This window comes from Streptomyces sp. CC224B (assembly GCF_030010595.1).
Classification (GTDB): Bacteria; Actinomycetota; Actinomycetes; order Streptomycetales; family Streptomycetaceae; genus Streptomyces; species Streptomyces longispororuber.
Genome location: NZ_JASCXL010000070.1, coordinates 30,599 through 50,574 on the forward strand (window position 1 = coordinate 30,599; position 19,976 = coordinate 50,574).

A 19,976-nucleotide genomic window follows, 5' to 3' on the forward strand; every position below is an offset into this window, starting at 1 on the left:
TCACCACACCCGACACTGTCGTCACACCGCCCTGACCAGCAACGATGGTGCACATGACGACGACAGAGACCACCACGGCGGACGCCGTGCGGTTCGACGCGGTGACCAAGGCCTACGGGAACGTACGGGCCGTCGACGGCCTCAGCCTGACCCTGCGGCCCGGTGAGACGGTGGCCCTGCTCGGCCCGAACGGCGCGGGCAAGTCGACCACCCTCGACCTGCTGCTCGGCCTCAAGCGACCCGACAGCGGCACGGTCGGCGTGTTCGGCGCGAGCCCGCGCGAGGCGATCGCCGCGGGCCGCGTCGGGGCGATGCTGCAGAGCGGCGGCCTCATGGACGAGGTCTCCGTACGCGAACTGGTGCGCCTGGCCTGCGCGCTGCACCCGCGCCCGTACCGCGTGCACGACGTCCTCGCCCACGCGGGCATCACGCAGCTCGCCGACCGCCGGGTCAACAAGCTCTCCGGCGGCCAGGAGCAGCGCGTCCGGTTCGCGCTCGCCACCGCCGGGGCCAACGACCTCATCGTCCTGGACGAGCCCACGACCGGCATGGACGTCAGCGCCCGCCAGGCCTTCTGGGCGACCATGCGGGAGCAGGCGGACCAGGGCCGCGCGGTGCTGTTCGCTACGCACTACCTGGAGGAGGCCGACGCGATCGCCGACCGCGTCCTGGTGCTGCACCGCGGCCGCCTCCTCGCCGACGGCACCGCCGCCGAGATCAAGGCCCGGGCGGGCGCCCGCAAGGTCAGCTTCGACCTGGACCACCTGCGGACCGGGGACGAAGTCGTCGCCGGGCTGCGCCGGCTGCCGTGCGTCACCGCGCTGGACGTGTCCGGCCACACCGTCCGGCTCCAGTCCACCGACGCCGACGCCACCGTCCACGCGCTGTACGGGCTCGGCCTCTACCCCCGCAACCTGGAGGTCGCGGGCCTCGGCCTGGAGCAGGCCTTCGTCGCGATCACCGCGGCCGAGGAGGCGAAGGCGGCATGACCACCACCCCCGCCCACGAAGACACGACCGGGATCACGGCCACGACGACGATGACGAGGCACACGAGCATGACGCCGCACACGAGCATGACGCCGCAGACGGACACGATGCCGCACACGACCACGACCACAGTGCCGGGCGCGCGGCCCGCCGGGCGGGGCGCCGCGGCGGGCCTGCCCTCCCTCGCCCTCGTCACGCTGGAGATCAGGCGCACCCTGCGCAACCGGAAGTTCCTGTTCTTCTCGGTGCTGTTCCCGGCGCTGCTGTTCCTGATCACCGCGGGCGGGGAGGGCAACGACGTCACGGTGCCGGGCAGCGGTCTGAGCGTGCCCGCGTTCATGATGGTGTCGATGGCGTCGTTCGGCGCGCTCACCGCCGTCCTGATGGGCAACAGCGAGCGCATCGCCAAGGAGCGCGAGAGCGGCTGGGTCCGCCAGCTCCGCCTGACCAGCCTGCCGGGCCGCGGCTACGTCCTCGCCAAGACGGCGAGCGCGGCCGTGATCAGCCTGCCGTCGATCCTCGTGGTCCTCGCCATCGGCGGCCTCGTCAAGGGCGTCCGCCTCGACGCCTGGCAGTGGCTCGCGCTGACCGGCGCGATCTGGGCCGGCAGCCTGTGCTTCGCCGCGCTCGGCGTGGCCGTCGGCTACCTCGCGAACGGCGACACGGCCCGGCCCCTCGCGATGATCCTGTACTTCACCCTGTCGGTCCTGGGCGGCCTGTGGATGCCCGCCACGACCTTCCCGCACTGGCTCCAGACCCTCGGCGAGTGGCTGCCCACCCACGCCTACGCCGGGCTCGGCCGCGCCATCGAGCTCGGCGGCGCCCCGCACACCAAGGACGTCGTGCTGCTCGTCGCGTACTTCGCGCTCTTCGCCGCGGGCGCCGCCTGGCTGTACCGGAAGGACACACTGAAGGCGTGAACGATCCTCTGGACTCCGGCCGCCACCCCCTGCACACCTTCGGCAACCCGGTCATGACCCGCCGTCAGGCCCGGGTGAAGATGGGCTGGATCGGCATCTGGCTGGTCTTCATGGCCGCGCCCGTGCGGGACCTGCTCGGCGGGGGCCGGTCCGGGGTCGCGACCGCGCTCGGCTGGCTGGGCCTGGCCGCCTTCGTCGGCTGCTACCTGACGCTGGTCTTCCGGTACACGGCGCGGGTGCTGCACTGGCCCCGGGTGCACGCCACGCTCGGCGCGCTTGTGGCCCTCGCGACGGCCCTGTCCGTCGGCATGGACCCCGCCTGGCTCGGCCTGTGGGTGTACGTGTCGGTGTCCGCGGGCGCCGTCCTGCCGATGCGGCAGGCGGTCTGGGTGCTCCCCGCCGTCACCGCGCTGATGCTCGCGATCGGCGTCGGCGTCCAGGGTGCGGACCTCCTGGGCCTGGCCGGCGGCCTCGGCGTGACCACCTTCCTGATCGGCTTCGCCATGACCGGCGTACGCCACCTCGTCCGCACCACGATCCAGCTCGGCCAGGCCCGCGCGACGGTCGCCCAGCTCGCCGCCAACGAGGAGCGGCTGCGCCTCGCCCGGGACCTGCACGACCTGCTCGGCCACTCGCTCTCGCTCATCACCCTGAAGAGCGAGCTCGCCGGGCGGATGCTGCCCGACCACCCGGACCGGGCCGCCCAGCAGGTCGCCGACATCGAGCGGGTCAGCCGCCAGGCCATGGTCGACGTCCGGGCGGCCGTCACCGGCTACCGCAGGCTCACCCTGCCCGGGCAGCTCGCGGGCGCCCGCACCGCGCTGACCGCCGCGGGCATCGAGGCCACCGTCCCCCTGGAGGTGCCCGAGGGCGCGGCGCCGGACGAGGAGCGGGAGGCCGCGCTCGCCTGGGCGCTGCGCGAGGCCGTCACGAACGTCGTACGGCACAGCGGGGCGGACCACTGCGCGGTGACGCTCCACCGCCGCCAGACCCTCGCCGGGCCCGTGCTCGAACTGGCCGTGGAGGACGACGGCGTGGGCCCCGCCCCCGGCTTCGGCCACGGCAACGGCCTCACCGGGCTCACCGAGCGCCTGGAGGCCGTCGGCGGGGTCCTGGAGGTGGCCTCCGGCCGCCGCGCCGCCGGCCGCGCCCGCGCCGGCGGGGGCGGCGGCGGCTTCCGGCTCACCGCGCGCGTCCCGCTCGGCCCCGAGCCCGCCCGGGAGCGGGGCACCGCCTCGCCCGCTCTAGGATCACCCGCATGACCACCGGCGCTCCAGGAACCCCCGCATGACCGGCGACACGCCCGGCCCCGGCCGTCCCGTGCGCGTGCTGCTCGCCGAGGACCAGTCCATGGTCCGCGAGGCGCTCGCGGCGCTGCTCGGCCTGGAGCCGGACATCGAGGTCGTCGCCCAGGCCGCGCGCGGCGACGAGGTCCTCGCCGCCGCCCGCGCCCACGCCGTGGACGTGGCGCTCCTGGACATCGAGATGCCCGGCTGCACGGGCATCGAGGCGGCGGCGGAGCTGCGCGCCGAGCTGCCCGGCGTGAAGGTCGTCGTGCTCACCACCTTCGGCCGCCCCGGCTACCTGCGCAGCGCCATGGAGGCCGGGGCCGTCGCCTTCCTGGTGAAGGACGCGCCCGCCGCCGAACTCGCCGACGCCGTACGCCGGGTCCTGGCGGGCGAGCGCGTCATCGACCCCACGCTCGCGGCGGCCGCCCTCGCCGAGGGTGCGAACCCGCTGACCGGCCGCGAGCGCGAGATCCTGCGCGCCGCGGCCGACGGCGCCACCAACGCCGAGCTGGCCGCCGCCCTGCACCTGTCCCAGGGCACCGTCCGCAACTACCTCTCCACGGCCATCCAGAAGCTCGCGGCCCGCAACCGGGCCGAGGCCGTCAAGGTGGCCCGCGACAAGGGCTGGCTGTAGGGCCGGAGCGCTCAGTTGAGCCGCGCCCGGGCCGCCCGCGCCTGGAGCCGCACCCGCTCCGCGCCCGCCTCGTCGCTGGCGGCCAGCGCGTCGGCGTAGGCGTCGAGGTCGGCGGCGCCGGCGCGGAAGTCCCCGCGCTCGACCAGGAGCCGGGCCCGGTCGTAGCGCAGCCGGTCCGCGGGCGCGGGCAGCAGCAGCGCGAGGTCGACCGCCCACAGGGCCACGTCCGTGCGCTCGGGCCGGGCGGCGGCCCAGGCCCGGATGCTGTTCAGGACCCGCAGGACGATGTCGCACGGACCGGCGGGCCGCAGCATCGCCGGTTCCAGTGGTGCCCCGGTGGCGCCCGCGACGAGCATCCGCGCGTCCGTACAGCTCAGTAGGCGCCCTCCGGCGAACGGATCGGCCAGGACCGCCTCCTCGCACGCCCGCGGGGCGCCGCAGGTGTCGTACGGGCCGCACCCCCGGCCCGCGTACGCGTCCGGGCTGCCGAAGCCGACGACGAAGTGGCCGGGCAGGGCGACGCCGTAGACGGGGGCGCCCGCCCGCCGGGCCACCTCGATCCACACCACCGACAGCAGGATCGGCAGGCCCCGTCCCCGCCGCACCACCCGGTGCAGCAGGGCCGACTCCAGGCGGTCGTAGTCACCGGGGCGGCCGGCGAACCCGCACCGCCCGCCGAGCAGGTCACCGAGTTCCGCGGCCCACGCGCGCGGGCCGCCCGGGCTGCGGGGCAGGTGCCGCGCGAGTAGGTCGAGCCGGCGCCGCACCGCCGCCATCCCGCGCTCGTCGAGCGCGGGGTCCGCCTCCGTGCCGATCAGCAGGCACAGCAGCGCGAGGTCCGGCCGCTCGGCCCTGGCCTCGTCCGCGAAGGCCCGGCGCCAGCGGGTGTGCCGGGCGGGTCGGGGATGCATACGACGGTGTTGCCCGCCCGGAGGCTCCCCAAGCCCGCGCCCGTGCGGCCGGGCGGAACGCCCCCGGGGGGCTCAGTTGAGCTTGGCCCGGGCCGCCCGCGCCTGGAGCCGGACCCGCTCCGCGGTCGTGGGCTCGATGGACTCGACGACGTCCGCGTACTCGTCGAGCCCGCGCGCCCCCTCCAGGAAGTCCCCGCGCTCGACGAGCAGCTGGGCCCGCTCGTAGCGCAGCCGCGCCGGGTGCGCCGGCAGCAGCAGCGACAGCTCCAGGGCCCACAGCGCCACATGGGAGCGCTCGGAGCGGGCGGCGGCCCAGGCGCGGATGTTGTTCAGGATGCGGAGCATGATGTTCAGCGGGTCGGCGGCCGCCAGCAGGGACGGGTTGAGCTTGCCGCCCGAGGTCTGCGCCACGAGCTGCGCGGCGTCCTCGCCGCTGAGCAGCCGCCCGCCGTTGAACGGGTCGGCGAGCACCTGCTCCGCCGTGCCGTACGCCTCCGGGTCGCCGAAGCCGACGACGAAGTGCCCGGGCAGGGCGACGCCGTGGACGGGGGCGCCCGCCCGCCGGGCCACCTCGATCCACACCACCGACAGCAGGATCGGCAGGCCGCGCCGGCGCCGCAGCACCTCGTGCAGCAGCGAGGACTCCAGGCGCTGGTAGTCGGTGGCCGTGCCGTGGAAGCCGTGCCGCCCGCCGAGCAGCTCGGACACCGCGGCCGCCCACTGCGCGGGCCCGCCGGGCCGGTAGGGGAGCTGCCCGGCCAGCGTGTCCAGCTCGATCTGCGCCGCGTCGATGCCCGCCTCGTCGAGCTGCGGGTCCGCCTCCCCGCTCAGCAGCAGGCACAGCAAGGACAGGTCGGGCCGCTCGGACCTGGCCTCGTCGGCGAACCTGCGCCGCCATTCACTGGACTTCGCGGGCTGTGCGCGCATCCGTGCCTCTGTCGTTTCTGTGTGGGCCCGGCCGGGCCGAGGGGTGGTGCCGGGGTGCTGGTTCCCGTGCTGTCTTCGTCGTACGCGTCGACGCCGCCGGATGCGGACGCCACCGGGCGCCCGTGCCCGGCGGCGTCCGCCCGCTCAGGCGTCCGGTCGGTGAGGCTCCCTGTAGTGGTGATAACGGTGGTGGACGGTGAATCCCATCCCCGTGTACAGCGCCCGCGCCGCGTCGTTGTCCTCCTCCACCTGGAGCCACGCCGCCGACGCGCCCTCGTCGAGCGCGCGCCGCGCGAGCGCCGCCATCACGGCCGTGGCCAGGCCTCGCCGCCGGGCGTCCGGGTCCACCTCCACCGCCATGAACCCGGCCCAGCGGCCGTCGACCACGCACCGCCCGACGGCGGCGGGCACGCCCCCGTCGCCGGGCACGGCAGCGAACCACACCGAGGGCCCGCCCGTCAGCACCCGCACCACGTGCGGGCCCGGCTCCCCGGTGCGCCCGTAGCGGCGCAGCCACGCCTCGTCGACGTCCCGGGACAGCGCCACGCGCCCGGTGTCCGCCGCCAGGTCGCCGACCGGGGCGAGCGCGCCGATCCGCAGCTCGGCCGTCACCTCCCGCACCCAGCCGCGCTCTTCCAGGTCCGCGCACAGACGTTCCTGCGTGCCCTCGGCGCCGGTCGCGGTCTGCACGTACGCGGGCAGGCCGCGCTCCGCGTACCAACGGCGCGCGTACGTCAGCGCGTCGTCCAGCGGCCGTCCGGGATCGCCCAGCGGCAGCACGGAGTTGGCGCGCCGCGTGAAGCCCGCCCGCCGCCCGGCGGCGTCCTGGCCCGCAGCCGCCGCGGGCGCCACCGGCCCGGCGGCGGACCGCAGTTCCCAGTCGCCGAGCGGCTCGCGCTCCACCGGCGGCCAGGCGCGCGCGGCGGCCCGCGTCAGCTCCGCGAACGTCGCCGCGGGCCCCCGCCGGCGCGCGGGGGCCGCCGGTACGACCTTGCCCGCGACGAGGGTGTGCTCCGCGATGCGGACGCTCCGCCCGTCCCGGCGTGTGATCACCACCACACCGTCGTTCCACGATGTGAGAACGCCCACCGTGTCGGTGAACGCGCCGCGGGACGCTCCACCCTCGCTCAGGCGTCGGACGGAGACGCGTTTCCCCACGTCAGCAGGGGTGATGCGGACCTCAAGCCGTCCGCCCGCGGTGAATTCCACAGCTCTCTACGCCCCTCCTGTTCGGATCATGCCCGGGAACGGAGATACTAGGTGCGGGCATCGACGACGCCGCGCTCCCGCGCGCCAGGCGAGCGGAGCCTGAGGACGGCCCGCCAACGCCCGTATCGAGGAGGAACGACAGCGTGACCTACGTCATCGCGCAGCCTTGTGTCGACGTCAAGGACAAGGCGTGCATCGAGGAGTGCCCGGTCGACTGCATTTACGAGGGCAACCGGTCCTTGTACATCCACCCGGACGAATGCGTCGACTGCGGAGCCTGCGAACCGGTCTGCCCGGTCGAGGCGATCTTCTACGAGGACGACACTCCGGAGGAGTGGAAGGACTACTACAAGGCGAACGTCGAGTTCTTCGACGAGCTCGGGTCGCCCGGTGGCGCCAGCAAGCTCGGCCTGATCGAGCGCGACCACCCCTTCGTCGCAGCGCTGCCGCCGCAGAACCAGTAAGCGGCCCCGCCGGCGCCGCCCCGGTCCCGTACGGCCATGGCCGCTGTACGGGGCCGGGGCTTTTGTACACGTACGACTCACTGCCTGGAGCCATCCCGTGCCAGCCGTCCCGGGCCGTCCGCCCGCCGCCCACCGCCCCGCCGACGCGACGCTGCGCGGCCGCCTGCCCGACTTCCCCTGGGACAGGCTCGCACCGTACAAGGCGACGGCGGCCGCCCACCCCGACGGCATCGTCGACCTCTCCGTCGGGACCCCGGTCGACCCCGTGCCCGAAGAGGTGCAGAAGGCGCTGATCGCGGCCGCCGACTCGCCCGGCTACCCGACGGTGTGGGGCACCTCCGAGCTGCGCGACGCGATCACCGGCTGGTGCGGGCGCCGCCTGGGCGCCCGCGGCCTCACCCACCACCACGTCCTGCCGGTCGTCGGCTCCAAGGAGCTCGTCGCCTGGCTGCCCACCCAGCTCGGCCTCGGCCCCGGCGACGTGGTGGCGTACCCGCGCCTGGCCTACCCGACGTACGAGGTCGGCGCCCGCCTGGCCGGCGCCGGTCACGTCACCTACGAGGACCCGCTGGACCTCGACCCCACGCACCTGAAGCTCCTGTGGCTCAACTCGCCCTCCAACCCCACGGGCCGTGTCCTGTCAAAGGACACCCTGACCCGGGTCGTGGCGTGGGCCCGCGAGCACGGCGTCCTGCTCGCCAGCGACGAGTGCTACCTGGAGCTGGGCTGGGAGGCCGACCCGGTGTCGGTCCTGCACCCGGACGTGTGCGGCGGCTCGTACGAGGGCGTCGTGGCGGTGCACTCCCTCTCCAAGCGCTCGAACCTCGCGGGCTACCGCGCGGCCTTCCTCGCCGGTGACGCCGCCGTCCTCGGCGACCTCCTCCAGATCCGCAAGCACGGCGGCATGATGACCTCCGCCCCGACGCAGGCGGCCGTGGTCGCGGCCCTCGGCGACGACGCCCACGTGCACGCCCAGCGCGAGCGCTACGCCGCCCGCCGCGCCGCCCTCCGCGAGGCCCTGCTGCGGCACGGCTTCCGCATCGAGCACAGCGAGGCGAGCCTGTACCTGTGGGCCACCCGCGACGAGTCCTGCTGGGACACGGTCGCGCACCTGGCCTCGCTCGGCATCCTCGTGGCCCCGGGCGACTTCTACGGCGAGGCCGGCGAGCGGTTCGTCCGCGTGGCGATGACGGCGACGGACGAGCGGGTGGCGGCGGCGGTGGCCCGCCTGGGCTGAGCGCGGGTCCGCCCGCCCGGGCCGGGGGGTCCGTTCGCCCGGGCCGGGGCGCCACAGCGCGAAGGGGTGCCGGGAGCCGTGTGGCTCCCCGCACCCCTTCGCGCGTACCCGGCCCGGAGGCTCAGGTCAGCGGCAGCGACTTCACCGGGAGCTGCTGCGTCGGCAGGTCCTTGCCCGTCGCCTCGCCCAGGACCTCGCCGGCCCCCTCGGTCACGTCGTCGGCGGCGCCCTTCGCGGCGGGGGCCATGGTCTTCGCGCTCTTGCCGACCGTCTTCCCGGCCGTGGGCACGCCCTTCTTGACGGCCTTGCTGCCGGTGTCCGCGGCCGCGCCGCTGGCCTTCTGCGCCGCGCCGTCGACCGTGTTGCCCAGGCTGCCCGGGTCGACGGCGGAGAGCCCGCCCAGCTTGGACGCGTCCGGCAGGTCGGCGGCGTTCGCGGAGCCGGCCGCACCGACCACGGGTGCCGCTCCCGCCGCAACCAGCAGCGCGGCACGGGCGATCCGACGGGTCAGGGGGAGGGACATGATGCTCCTTAGCGGGAGTGAAAGGTGATGTGTGCCGGCCGGAGGACGTCCGGCCTTCAGACGCAGTGACTACCGCTCGAAGTCCCTGAAAGTTGCGGTGGGACAACGTAAAGAGTTGGTAATGCGTCGCATTATCGGCTGCGGATAAATTCGGGCAAACACTCTGGGGGGAAAGGCGCCCTCGGGGTATCAACCCCCGTTCCCCGCAGGGGAATTGAAGCTCCCGTCCGGTGCGCCCGCGACCCCCCGCGGCACGTCAGGCGGCGGGGTCGGCCGTCCCTCGTTCGAGGGGTCGCCCGCACTACTGCCCAGCGACGATTCGGACGTCGCGCACACCCGCCCGGGTCCCCGCCGCCCCGGAGTCCCCCGTGTGCCACGCGTCCCCCGCGTCCCCGGCACGCCACTCCCGGCCCGCGTACGCCACCCGCGCGATGCCCAGCTCCGAGGCGTTGGCCACCGCCCAGTGCGCCAGCTCCCAGCCGCGGTGCGGGGCGCCGCCGCCGGGCGGGCCGGCGGTGGCCCGCGCGACCGGGACGCGGACCGTGCGTCCGCGCGCGGGGGCGTCCTCGGGCAGGACCTCCCGCCCGAAGTCCCGCACCAGCGCCCGCCGCACCCGCTCCGGGCCGCCCGCCGCGGCGCCCGGACCCCCCTCGCAGGTCAGCGTCGCCGAGGTGCGCCCGGTGAGCGCCGCGGCGAGCAGCACCGCGTCCGGCTCGTGCTTCGCGTACGCCTGCGGGAAGCCGCTGCGCTGCACGCGCTGGGCGGCGACCGTCAAAGGCAGCCGCGAATAGCCCGGCACCTTGCCGAGGCGGTCGTAGAACCGCACCGAGGCGTACACCGGGTCCATGATCTGCCGCGCGGTGCCCCAGCCCTGCGAGGGGCGCTGCTGGAACAGGCCGAGCGAGTCGCGGTCGCCGTGGCGGATGTTGCGCAGCCCCGACTCCTGGAGCGCGGTCGCGAGGGCGATGGCCACCGCGCGCTCCGGCATGCCGCGCCGGGTGCCCACGGCGGCGACCGTGGCGGCGTTGGCGGCCTGCTCCGCGGCCATCTCGTAGCGCGCGCCGTCGCCGTTGCCCGACACCACCGCGCACCGGGCCGCGGAGCGGCTGCCGGAGACGTACTGCACCACCACGTAGGCCACGACGGCGAGCAGGACGGCGAGGGCCGCCCCGGCGCGCGGGAGGCGGCCGCGCCGTACGAAAGGGGACGGCTCGGGCACGCGCACCAAGGTACTGGAGCGCACCGACCGTGCCGGCGCGAATACGGAAGGAGACAGTCCGCCCGTCCGTCCACCGGTCCGTCCACCGGTCCGGCCATCGGTCCGTCCGCCGGTCCGTCCGGCGGCCCGACCACGGCAGCGGGCGCCCGCGGGCGGAGAGTTAGGGTCGAAGCCATGGACCGAACCACAGCCCCCGCCCCGCTGGACCTCACGGCCGACGCCGCCGCGCTGACCGCCGCGCTCGTCGACATCCCGTCGCCCAGCGGCGAGGAGAAGGCCCTCGCGGACGCCATCGAGGCCGCGCTGCGCGCCCTGCCGCACCTGACGGTCGACCGGCACGGGAACAACGTGGTCGCGCGCACCGACCTGGGCCGCGCCGAGCGCGTCGTCCTGGCCGGCCACATCGACACCGTGCCGATCGCCGGGAACGTGCCCTCGCGTCTGGACGAGGACGGCGTGCTGTGGGGCTGCGGCACCTGCGACATGAAGGCGGGCGTCGCGGTCCAGCTCCGCATCGCGCAGACCGTGCGCGAGCCCAACCGCGACCTCACCTTCGTGTTCTACGACAACGAGGAGGTCGCCGCCCACCTCAACGGCCTGGGGCACCTCGCCGAGGCGCACCCGGAGTGGCTGGCGGCCGACTTCGCGGTGCTGCTCGAACCCACCGACGGCCAGGTCGAGGGCGGCTGCCAGGGCACCCTGCGCGTCCACCTGAAGACCACGGGGGAGCGGGCGCACTCCGCGCGCGCGTGGATGGGCTCCAACGCGATCCACGCGGCCGCCCCGATCCTCGCGAGGCTGGCCGCGTACGAGCCGCGCAAGCCCGTCGTCGACGGCCTGGAGTACCACGAGGGCCTCAACGCCGTCGGCATCGAGGGCGGCGTCGCCACCAACGTCATCCCCGACTCCTGCACGGTGGTCGTCAACTTCCGCTACGCCCCGGACCGCACGCCCGAGGAGGCGGAGGCCTTCGTCCGGGAGTACTTCGCCGACTGCGGCGTCGACGAGTTCGTCGTGGACGACCACTCGGGCGGCGCGCGCCCCGGCCTCGACCACCCCGTGGCGGCGGCCTTCATGGCGGCCGTCGGCGGCGAGGCCCGGCCCAAGTTCGGCTGGACCGACGTGTCCCGCTTCAGCGCCCTCGGGGTGCCCGCGGTGAACTACAGCCCCGGGAACCCGCTGCTCGCCCACAAGGTCGACGAGCGCGTCCAGGCCTCGCTGATCCCCGAGGCGGAGGCCCGGCTGCGCGCCTGGCTCACGTCCTGACCCCTTGCCCGGCCCCTGCCGCCTCCGGGAATTACGCCGCTCGTAACGCCCGTAGACCTACGCTGAAGTGGCACAACGAGTGAGCCGGACCCGGACCGGGCAACCGGTCCGGGTCCGGCCGTCAGCGGAAGGGGATGTTCATGGGCAATCCGGAAGCGCAGGGTCCGCCGGAGGAGCAGCGCCTGGGGCCGGTGGTGCGGCGCCGTGAACAGATCACGCCCGGGACCACCGACCAGCGGCTCCTCGACACCGAGGGCGGTGACACGGAGTGGGTGCACACCGATCCCTGGCGCGTCATGCGCATCCAGTCCGAGTTCGTCGAGGGCTTCGGCGCCCTCGCCGAACTCCCCAGCGCCATCAGCGTCTTCGGCTCGGCCCGCACCCGCCCCGGCACGCCCGAGTACGAGGCGGGCGTGCGCATCGGCAGGGCGCTCGTGGAGGCGGGCTTCGCGGTGATCACCGGCGGCGGGCCCGGCGCGATGGAGGCCGCCAACAAGGGCGCCCGCGAAGCCCAGGGCGTCTCCGTCGGGCTCGGCATCGAGCTGCCCTTCGAGCAGGGGCTCAACCCGCACGTCGACATCGGCGTCAACTTCCGCTACTTCTTCGTCCGCAAGACCATGTTCGTGAAGTACGCGCAGGGTTTCGTGGTACTGCCCGGCGGTCTCGGCACCCTCGACGAGCTCTTCGAGGCGCTCACCCTCGTCCAGACCCGCAAGGTCACCCGCTTCCCCATCGTCCTCTTCGGCTCCGCCTACTGGGGCGGCCTGGTCGACTGGCTCCGCGACACGGTGGTGGCCCAGGGCAAGGCCTCCGAGCACGACCTGATGCTGTTCCACGTGACGGACGAGGTGGAGGAGGCGGTCAGCCTGGTCACCAAGGAGGTGAGCGGGTAGCCCCCCCCCCCGCGGCGACGGGACGCCGGACGGAAGCCCTCCGGCCCGTCCGGCGTTCGGTGCCGCGGACAGGGGATTCCAGCCCGTCCGGCGGAGGATTCCAGCCCGTCCGGCGTTTGAGGACGAGGCGCGGAGCGCCGATCACGGAGCCAGGGCCGAAGCGCTGGTCACAGGGCCCAGGGGCCGAAGCCCCGGTCGCGGGGTCCAGGGGCGGGGCCCCGGGGCTAGGCCAGCCCGCGCCGGGCCACCGCAGGAGGCCGAAGGCCGGCGATGGCGGCGACCATGTCCACCACCTGCCGCGTCTCCGCGACCTCGTGCACGCGGTACACCTGCGCCCCCAGCCACGCCGACACCGCCGTCGTGGCCAGTGTCCCGATCACGCGCTCCTTGACGGGCCGGTCCAGCGTCTCCCCGACGAAGTCCTTGTTGGACAGGGACACGAGCACGGGCCACCCCGTGTCCACCAGCTCACCGAGCCGCCGCGTCGCCTCCAGCGAGTGCCGCGTGTTCTTGCCGAAGTCGTGCCCCGGGTCGATCAGGACGGACTCCCGGGGCACACCGAGGGCCACGGCCCGCTCGGCGAGCCCGACGGTCACCCGCAGGATGTCGGCCACGACGTCCTCGTACTCCACGCGGTGCGGCCGCGTCCGCGGCCGCGCCCCGCCGGCGTGGGTGCACACGAGCCCCACCCCGTACCGCGCGGCGACCTCCGCGAGCTTCGGGTCGACCCCGCCCCAGGCGTCGTTGAGCAGGTCGGCCCCGGCCTCGCACACGGCCTCGCCGACCTCGTGCCGCCAGGTGTCGACGCTGATGACGACGTCGGGGAAGCGCCGCCGCACCTCGGCGACGAACCCGACCGTCCTGCGGGCCTCCTCCGCGGCGGTGACCTCCTCGCCGGGACCGGCCTTGACGCCGCCGATGTCGATGACGGCGGCGCCCTCGGCCACCGCCTGCTCCACGCGCGCGAGGGCGGGCTCGTCGCGGAACGTGGCGCCCTGGTCGTAGAAGGAGTCCGGGGTCCGGTTCACGATCGCCATGATCACCGGCTCGTGCGCCTCGAACACGCGCCTGCCCAGCCTGAGCATCCCCTGTGCGCCTCCTGTCGTCCCTGTGGTCACCGGCGGCCCCGTCGTCACCGATCGCGTCGCGGACCTTGACGGCCCCCGCCGCCTGCGACCTTAACTGTCACAGCCGCATGGCACGATCGGAGCCAGACAGTAAGCCAGACAGTTCCGTGCCGACCGGCCGCGGTCGGCATCCGAGCGTGGGGACCCGCACAGATGGTCATGTTCCTGTTCCTGGTCATCGCCCTCGTGGTAGTGGTCGCCGCGGTGACGCTGGCCGTCCTGGGCGGCTCCGGCGGCGGCGTGCTGCCGGAGGCGGAGCCGGAGCGGTTCGCCGACCCGCTGCCGCCGGACCGGCCGCTGCGCCGGGCCGACGTGGAGGCGGTGCGCTTCCCGACGACGGTCCGCGGCTACCGCATGGTGGACGTGGACGAGGCACTCGACCGCCTGGGCGCCGAACTGGCCGAGCGGGACGCCCGGATCGCCGAGCTGGAGACCGCCCTCGCGGGCGCCCAGGCCACGGCGGTCGGCGGCCCGGGCCTCTTCCAGCGGTACGGCTCGGGGGAGTACGCCGCCCAGGAGCCCGGCCCCGGCCCCGTCCCCGAGGACCGTCCGGCCGACCGCCCGGCCGAGCGCCCGGAGGAGGACCGGTGAGCGGCGCCGTCGCGGGCCCGGACGGCGCCCTGCGCTGCCCCTGGGGCCTGTCCACCGAGGACTACGTGGCGTACCACGACGAGGAGTGGGGCCGCCCGGTCCACGGCGACGACGCGCTCTTCGAGCGGCTGTGCCTGGAGGCCTTCCAGTCGGGCCTGTCGTGGATCACGATCCTGCGCCGCCGCGAGGGCTTCCGCGCCGCCTTCTCCGGCTTCGAGATCGCCGCGGTGGCGGAGTTCACGGACGCCGACCGGGAGCGGCTCCTGGCCGACGAGGGCATCATCCGCAACCGCGCGAAGGTCGACGCGACGCTCGCCAACGCGCGCGTGCTCGCCGACTGGCCCGAGGGCGAACTCGACCGCCTCATCTGGTCGTTCGCGCCGGACGCGGCCGTCCGCCCGGTGCCGCGGACCCTGGCCGAGGTGCCCGCGGTGACGGACGAGTCCACGGCCCTGGCCAAGGCCCTCAAGCAGCGCGGCCTGCGCTTCGTCGGCCCCACCACGGCGTACGCCCTGATGCAGGCCTGCGGCCTGGTCGACGACCACCTCGCGGACTGCGTGGCCCGCGGCGCCTGACACGCGCCGCGCCCGGGGGCGTCAGCGGCCCAGGTACCGGGGCTGGGCCTTGTCGAGGAAGGCCTGCACGGCGATGGCGTGGTCCTCGGACGCGCCCGCCTTCGTCTGCAGCTCGTCCTCCTTGTCCAGGGCCTCGTCCAGGGAGTGCCCGGCCGCGTACGCGAGGGACTCCTTGAGCGCCGCGTAGGCGAGGGTCGGCCCGTCGGCCAGCGCGCGGGCCACCGCGCGCGCCTCGTCGGCCAGGGCGTCCGCGGGCACCACCTTGTTGACGATCCCCAGGTCGTACGCCTCCTGGGCCTTGAGGCCGCGCGGGAAGAGCAGCAGGTCGGCGGCGCGGCTCTGGCCGATCAGCCGGGACAGCGTCCAGGACACCCCGGAGTCGGCGGTCAGGGCCACCCCGGCGAACGAGGTGTTGAACGACGCCGTGTCCGCGGCCACGCGGTAGTCGGCCGCGAGGGCGAAGCCGAAGCCCGCGCCGGCCGCCACGCCGTTGACGCCCGCCACCACCGGCTTGGGCATGCCGGTCAGCGCGCGCACGATCGGGTTGTAGTGCTCCCGCACCGTGCTCATCGTCTGCCCCGAGCCCGACGCGCGCGCCTCCTGGAGCACGCCGATGTGCTCCTTGAGGTCCTGGCCCACGCAGAAGGCCCGGCCGGTCGCGGTGAGCAGCACCGCACGCACCGCGGGGTCGGCCCCGGCCTCGCGCGCGGCCTCGCGCAGGGCCACCTTCGCCTCGGTGTTCAGCGCGTTCATCGCGTCGGGGCGGTTCAGCGTGATCGTCGCGAGCCCGTCGCTCACGTCGTAGAGCACGGTGTCGGCCATGGTGGGGTCCCCTCCGCTGGTCCTGTGTGGCTTGCCCTGTGGGCGCACGCCCCCGGGGCGGCGTGTCCCGGGGCTCCGGTGCGCCCAGCATGACCTAGATCATCGGCCACCGGTATGCGGCCGGGGATGTGACCTGCGTCAAAGAATGTGAGGCGCGAGAAGCGCCTGGGGCGCCGAAGTATTGCAGCCACATCGCCGAATTGAGTGGTTTTGCGGGCGCGCGTTGCGCAAGCGATGCCGACCGATGTTGGTCATCGGGTCCCGCGATGCGGGATAATGACCTGGAAGCAATGTGTTCGATGCCGGTGACACCTGGGTTGTCGGCTGCGACAAGCTGGTTTCAGGAAGGGGAACGAGCATGGCGGCCATGAAGCCGCGGACGGGCGACGGCCCGCTCGAGGTGACCAAGGAGGGGCGGGGCATCGTCATGCGCGTTCCGCTCGAAGGCGGCGGTCGACTTGTCGTCGAACTGACCCCGGACGAGGCCGACGCACTCGGCGACGCCCTGAAGAAGGTCGTCGGCTGACGCGCAGGCGCCCATACTTTTCCACTGCCCCGGCATCGTACGAGATGCCGGGGCAGTGCTATGAACCCCCTCCGAAAGCCCCCGAAGGACCACACCGAACTGCCCCGCAGGGCAATCCCGGGCCGAGCGGCAGCGCCCCGAAAGGGGCGCGGGGAACGGCGCGCCCAGCCCCAACCGACCGTCAGTGAAGACACGAGGGATCGGGCCCCGCAGGGCAAACCCGGGCCGGGCGGCAGCGCCCCGAAAGGGGCGCGGGGAACTGCGCGCCCAGCCACGACCGACGGGCAGTGAAGATCCGGCGGATCGGGCCCCGCAGGGCAGACCCGGGCCGAGCGGGAGCGCCCCAAAGGGGGCGCGGGGAACGGCGCGCCCAGCCACGACCGACCGTCGGTGAAGACACGAGGGATCGGGCCCCGCAGGGCAATCCAGGGCCGCACAGGAGCGCCCCGAAGGGGGCGCGGGGAACTGCGCGCCCAGCCCCAACCGACCGTCAGTGAAGACACGGCGGATCGGGCCCCGCAGGGCAAACCCGGGCCGAGCGCGAGCACCCCGAAGGGGGCGCGGGGAACTGCGCGCTCAGCCACGTACAACCGGCAGTGAAGATCCGGCGGCCAGGCCCCGCAGGGCAGACCCGGGCCGGGCGGAAAGCGGCCCGGCAGGGGCGCGGGGAACCGCGCGCGGCGGGAGCGGCCCGCAGGCAAGGGCACCACGCTTCAGCGAAGCACTACCGCTTCACCGCACACAGCAACCCGTCCCCCACCGGCAACAACGACGGCACCAGCTCCTGACTCTCCCGCACCGCCCGCAACAGCTCCCGCAACCGCAGCACCTCCACGGGCTGCGGCCCGGAGTCGACGGTGCGGCCGTCGAAGAGGACGCCCTCGAAACAGACGAGCCCCCCGGGACGCAGCAGGCGCAACGATTCAGCGAGGTAGTCGAGGCACTCCATGCGGTCGCCGTCGCAGAACACCAGGTCGTAGCCCCCGTCGGCGAGACGCGGCAGGACGTCAAGGGCGCGGCCCGGGATGAAGCGGGCGCGGTTCCCGGCGAAGCCGGCGGCCCGGAAGGCCATGCGGGCGAGCTGCTGCCGCTCCGGCTCCGAGTCGACGGTGGTCAGGACCCCGTCGGGCCGCATGCCGTGCAGCAGGTGGATGCCGGACACCCCGGTGCCCGTACCGATCTCGGCGACGGCCTTCGCGTCCACCGTGGCGGCGAGCAGCCGCAGCGCGGCGCCGGCGCCGGGCGACACCGAGCGCACCCCGGCCTCCCGCGCGCGCTCGCGGGCCCAGAGCAGCGCCTCGTCCTCGGCGACAAAGGCGTCGGCGAACGCCCAGCTCGTCTGCCGGTTGGCGGTAATGGCCCTCTCCTGTCCCCGTGGTTGCCTGGCGGTGACTGTATCCGTTGGGCCCGGGAACCCGCAGATGGGACCGCGCGTTAAGGAGGGTGTGAGCGGACGGGGGAACGGATGGATCACGGCACGGACGGCCGGGCGGCACCGCAGGTCCAAGAGGCAAATCTAGGTAAAAACACTTATCCGGAGCTAACGGGCGAGGTGGTTATGGTAGGGGCTCCACTGGACACCACCAGAGCCGACAGGGGAGGTGCGGCCGCGTCCGCGGACAGAGGAGGATCGCTCCGGCGCCTCCTCAGGTTGGCGGGTAGGCCGAAATCCGTGACCGACACCGCTGCCGCCGACCACGCCGACTCCGCTCAGACCGCGACCTTTGCCGCTGACGCGGATGCCCAGACGTGGACTCCTCCCACCTGGGAAGAGATCGTCAGCACGCACAGCGGTCGCGTCTACCGCCTCGCCTACCGCCTGACGGGCAACCAGCACGACGCCGAGGACCTCACCCAGGAGGTCTTCGTCCGCGTCTTCCGCTCCCTGTCCACGTACACCCCCGGCACCTTCGAGGGCTGGCTGCACCGCATCACCACGAACCTCTTCCTGGACATGGTGCGCCGCAAGCAGCGCATCCGGTTCGACGCGCTCGGGGACGACGCCGCCGAGCGGCTGCCGAGCCGCGAGCCGTCACCCCAGCAGGTGTTCAACGACGCGCACTTCGACGCGGACGTCCAGCAGGCGCTCGACACCCTCGCGCCCGAGTTCCGCGCCGCCGTCGTCCTGTGCGACATCGAGGGCCTGTCGTACGAGGAGATCGCCGCCACCCTGGACGTCAAGCTCGGTACGGTCCGCAGCCGTATCCACCGTGGCCGCTCCCAGCTCCGCAAGGCCCTGCAGCACCGGTCGCCCGAGGCGCGTGCCGAGCGCCGGTCGCTCGCCGTCACCGGCGCCGTGGCGCTGGGAGGAGGGGGCGCGACCGCGTGAGTGGATCACGGTCGAATCCTGCCGAGCGGCACTGTGCCGAGCAGCATCTGGGAGACCGACTCGCCGCGCTGGTCGACGGTGAGCTCGGTCATGACGCGCGCGAGCGGGTGCTCGCGCATCTGGCCACCTGTCCCACCTGCAAGAGTGAGGCCGACGCCCAGCGCCGGCTCAAGAGCGTGTTCGCGCGGACCGCGGCGCCGCCGCCCAGCGAGAGCTTCCTCGCCCGGCTGCAGAACCTCCCGGGCATGAGCCTCGACGAGCTGGACGACCTCGACGGCCGGGGCGGTCCGCGCACCCCCGTGGACGACGACGGCTTCGCCACCGGCTCGTCCGACTCCGGGCTGCCCCCCGGCGGGGTCTTCTCCGTGCGCGGCGGCCGCGCCGGGCCCCTCGCCGGGTACGTGCCCCCGGGCGCCCACGCCGCGGTGCTGCCCAGCGAGCAGCGCGGCTTCCGCATCCATGCCGTCGGCAGGGCCGAGCCCGAGCGGCCCGGCTGGCGCGGGCGGCGGTTCGCCTTCGCGGCGGCCGGCGCGGTGTCGCTCGCCGCGATCGCCCTGGGCGGCGTCACGGTGAACGCCCCGCTCGGCTCCGGCGAGCAGCGCACGGGCGGCTCCGGGACGAACAGCAACGCCTCACCGCCCCGCGCCCAGACTCCCGTCGGCGGCGTCTCCGAGTCCACCCGCCGCCGGGGCACCAGCCCCTTCTCGGTCCAGGGCCAGCGCCCCCAGGCACCCGCGCCGACGACGACCGCCGTGCCGCTGCTCTCCGGCGCCCCCGGCCCGTCGTCGCGCACGCCCCAGCACCTCGCGGCTCCACTGCTCGCCGGGGCCGGGGTCATGTCGCCGCTGGTCCGCGCCGTCGCCCCGGAAGGCCCGGCCGGACCCGCCGCGGGGCTCACGCTCAACGCCACGGCGGACGCGACACCACCGCCCGGCCTCGCCCAGCGGCGCGGGACGGCGGAGATCCACTGACGTCCGCGCGCGGACCTGGTTGAATTCCCCGGTGTGCCCGAGGGGGCACGGAATCGGCGTCCGCCGCGGGGCAGTTGTTGGGGAGAGCATGGACGAGGTCGTAAACGCGGGCGGCGTGGGCACGGGGCCGGGCGGGGCAGCGGACAGCTCCCACGGCCCCGGGGCGACGGTCCCCGGGCCCTCGACGCCCGGCCGCCAGCCCACCACCCCGGAAGCCCCGCCCGCCCCGGGCACGGCCCCCGGCGGCCCGGCCGGGGAGCCCGGGACGGCCCCGGCGCCCGGGGCCCCCACGCGGCCCCACGGCGCGGACACGGCTCCGGCGTCCGGCGCCCCGGCGGAGAGCCCCGGCACGGCCCCGTCCTCCGGCACCCCCGCAGCGGGCCCCGCTGCGGCGTCCTCCGGCACTCCCTCGGTGGCCCCCGGTACGGCCCCCGCTCCCGGCGCCGCCCCCCGGGGCGCCCCCCCCCCCGCGCGCCGGGGCCCCGCGGGCGCCCGCCGGGCCGCGGCCCCCCCCCCCCCCCCCCCCCGCCGCGACGCCCCCAACACCGCCGGAC

The 19,976-nt window shown here is 75.0% G+C and carries 21 protein-coding genes; 13 read left to right on the plus strand and 8 right to left on the minus strand.

Annotated elements, in window-relative coordinates:
* Nucleotides 1-53 precede the first annotated feature (53 nt).
* The 4 genes from QK440_RS26015 to QK440_RS26030 are packed head-to-tail and all read left to right on the plus strand — an operon-like array spanning nt 54 to nt 3,832.
* A complete protein-coding gene (locus QK440_RS26015; protein WP_282795640.1) occupies nt 54-989 on the plus strand; it encodes an ABC transporter ATP-binding protein in 936 nt (311 codons plus the stop codon).
* A complete protein-coding gene (locus tag QK440_RS26020) occupies nt 986-1,909 on the plus strand; it encodes an ABC transporter permease (RefSeq protein ID WP_282795641.1) in 924 nt (307 codons plus the stop codon). Before QK440_RS26015 ends, QK440_RS26020 begins: the two co-directional genes overlap by 4 nt.
* A 53-nt stretch (nt 1,910-1,962) precedes the next feature.
* A complete protein-coding gene (locus tag QK440_RS26025; RefSeq protein WP_282795657.1) occupies nt 1,963-3,171 on the plus strand; it encodes a sensor histidine kinase in 1,209 nt (402 codons plus the stop codon).
* 25 nt (nt 3,172-3,196) lie between these two features.
* Entirely contained in the window at nt 3,197-3,832 is a 636-nt protein-coding gene (locus tag QK440_RS26030) for a response regulator transcription factor (RefSeq protein WP_282795642.1), read from the plus strand.
* Between the two features lie 11 nt (nt 3,833-3,843).
* Here QK440_RS26030 and QK440_RS26035 read toward each other — a convergent pair whose 3' ends face one another.
* From QK440_RS26035 to QK440_RS26045, 3 genes are all read right to left on the minus strand, one after another.
* Nucleotides 3,844-4,743, minus strand: coding sequence for a transglutaminase-like domain-containing protein (locus QK440_RS26035; RefSeq protein ID WP_282795643.1), 900 nt, complete (start codon nt 4,741-4,743; stop codon nt 3,844-3,846).
* Nucleotides 4,744-4,815: 72 nt separating this feature from the next.
* The gene (locus QK440_RS26040; RefSeq protein ID WP_282795644.1) at nt 4,816-5,670 is read right to left on the minus strand and encodes a transglutaminase-like domain-containing protein; all 855 of its coding nucleotides are present in this window, start codon (nt 5,668-5,670) and stop codon (nt 4,816-4,818) included.
* A 144-nt stretch (nt 5,671-5,814) separates the two neighbouring features.
* Nucleotides 5,815-6,879: a GNAT family N-acetyltransferase gene (locus QK440_RS26045; RefSeq protein ID WP_282795645.1), complete on the minus strand. Its 1,065-nt coding sequence runs from the start codon at nt 6,877-6,879 to the stop codon at nt 5,815-5,817.
* A 143-nt stretch (nt 6,880-7,022) separates the two neighbouring features.
* Between QK440_RS26045 and fdxA the strand changes: the two genes are divergently transcribed.
* Nucleotides 7,023-7,343 carry a ferredoxin gene (gene fdxA / locus QK440_RS26050; protein WP_030686520.1) on the plus strand — a complete coding sequence of 107 codons (321 nt, stop codon included), beginning with the start codon at nt 7,023-7,025 and terminating at the stop codon, nt 7,341-7,343.
* Between the two features lie 151 nt (nt 7,344-7,494).
* Nucleotides 7,495-8,580, plus strand: a complete 1,086-nt coding sequence (locus QK440_RS26055; protein WP_282795658.1) for a bifunctional succinyldiaminopimelate transaminase/glutamate-prephenate aminotransferase — start codon at nt 7,495-7,497, stop codon at nt 8,578-8,580.
* Between the two features lie 121 nt (nt 8,581-8,701).
* On the opposite strand, the gene QK440_RS26060 is transcribed toward QK440_RS26055, so the two are convergent.
* Together QK440_RS26060 and QK440_RS26065 are read right to left on the minus strand one after the other, a co-directional pair.
* On the minus strand, nt 8,702-9,103 hold the full coding sequence (locus QK440_RS26060; RefSeq protein ID WP_282795646.1) for an ATP-binding protein: 402 nt from the start codon (nt 9,101-9,103) through the stop codon (nt 8,702-8,704).
* A gap of 301 nt (nt 9,104-9,404) precedes the next feature.
* Nucleotides 9,405-10,322, minus strand: a complete 918-nt coding sequence (locus QK440_RS26065) for a heavy metal transporter (RefSeq protein ID WP_282795647.1) — start codon at nt 10,320-10,322, stop codon at nt 9,405-9,407.
* A 174-nt stretch (nt 10,323-10,496) separates the two neighbouring features.
* On the opposite strand from QK440_RS26065, the gene dapE reads away from it, so the two are divergent.
* Both dapE and QK440_RS26075 read left to right on the plus strand, forming a co-directional pair.
* The gene (dapE, locus tag QK440_RS26070) at nt 10,497-11,588 is read left to right on the plus strand and encodes a succinyl-diaminopimelate desuccinylase (protein WP_282795648.1); all 1,092 of its coding nucleotides are present in this window, start codon (nt 10,497-10,499) and stop codon (nt 11,586-11,588) included.
* A 140-nt stretch (nt 11,589-11,728) separates the two neighbouring features.
* Complete coding sequence (locus QK440_RS26075; protein ID WP_282795649.1) at nt 11,729-12,481, plus strand: TIGR00730 family Rossman fold protein; 753 nt, start codon at nt 11,729-11,731, stop codon at nt 12,479-12,481.
* A gap of 224 nt (nt 12,482-12,705) precedes the next feature.
* Here QK440_RS26075 and folP read toward each other — a convergent pair whose 3' ends face one another.
* The gene (gene folP / locus QK440_RS26080) at nt 12,706-13,566 is read right to left on the minus strand and encodes a dihydropteroate synthase (RefSeq protein ID WP_282795650.1); all 861 of its coding nucleotides are present in this window, start codon (nt 13,564-13,566) and stop codon (nt 12,706-12,708) included.
* Between the two features lie 195 nt (nt 13,567-13,761).
* On the opposite strand from folP, the gene QK440_RS26085 reads away from it, so the two are divergent.
* Both QK440_RS26085 and QK440_RS26090 read left to right on the plus strand, forming a co-directional pair.
* Nucleotides 13,762-14,199: a DivIVA domain-containing protein gene (locus QK440_RS26085; protein ID WP_282795651.1), complete on the plus strand. Its 438-nt coding sequence runs from the start codon at nt 13,762-13,764 to the stop codon at nt 14,197-14,199.
* Nucleotides 14,196-14,774 (plus strand): DNA-3-methyladenine glycosylase I, encoded by a 579-nt coding sequence (locus QK440_RS26090; protein WP_282795652.1) that lies wholly within the window; start codon nt 14,196-14,198, stop codon nt 14,772-14,774. The genes QK440_RS26085 and QK440_RS26090 overlap by 4 nt, the downstream gene beginning before the upstream one ends.
* A gap of 21 nt (nt 14,775-14,795) precedes the next feature.
* Here the strand turns inward: QK440_RS26090 and QK440_RS26095 are convergent, their stop codons facing one another.
* On the minus strand, nt 14,796-15,596 hold the full coding sequence (locus tag QK440_RS26095) for an enoyl-CoA hydratase-related protein (protein ID WP_282795653.1): 801 nt from the start codon (nt 15,594-15,596) through the stop codon (nt 14,796-14,798).
* Nucleotides 15,597-15,954: 358 nt separating this feature from the next.
* Between QK440_RS26095 and QK440_RS26100 the strand changes: the two genes are divergently transcribed.
* Complete coding sequence (locus QK440_RS26100) at nt 15,955-16,122, plus strand: DUF3117 domain-containing protein (protein WP_003966491.1); 168 nt, start codon at nt 15,955-15,957, stop codon at nt 16,120-16,122.
* A 724-nt stretch (nt 16,123-16,846) separates the two neighbouring features.
* Here QK440_RS26100 and QK440_RS26105 read toward each other — a convergent pair.
* Nucleotides 16,847-17,545: an O-methyltransferase gene (locus tag QK440_RS26105; RefSeq protein ID WP_282795659.1), complete on the minus strand. Its 699-nt coding sequence runs from the start codon at nt 17,543-17,545 to the stop codon at nt 16,847-16,849.
* 135 nt (nt 17,546-17,680) lie between these two features.
* Between QK440_RS26105 and sigE the strand changes: the two genes are divergently transcribed.
* Nucleotides 17,681-18,451 carry an RNA polymerase sigma factor SigE gene (sigE, locus tag QK440_RS26110; protein WP_282795654.1) on the plus strand — a complete coding sequence of 257 codons (771 nt, stop codon included), beginning with the start codon at nt 17,681-17,683 and terminating at the stop codon, nt 18,449-18,451.
* Nucleotides 18,448-19,422: a zf-HC2 domain-containing protein gene (locus QK440_RS26115; protein WP_282795655.1), complete on the plus strand. Its 975-nt coding sequence runs from the start codon at nt 18,448-18,450 to the stop codon at nt 19,420-19,422. Before sigE ends, QK440_RS26115 begins: the two co-directional genes overlap by 4 nt.
* The last annotated feature ends 554 nt before the right edge of the window (nt 19,423-19,976 follow it).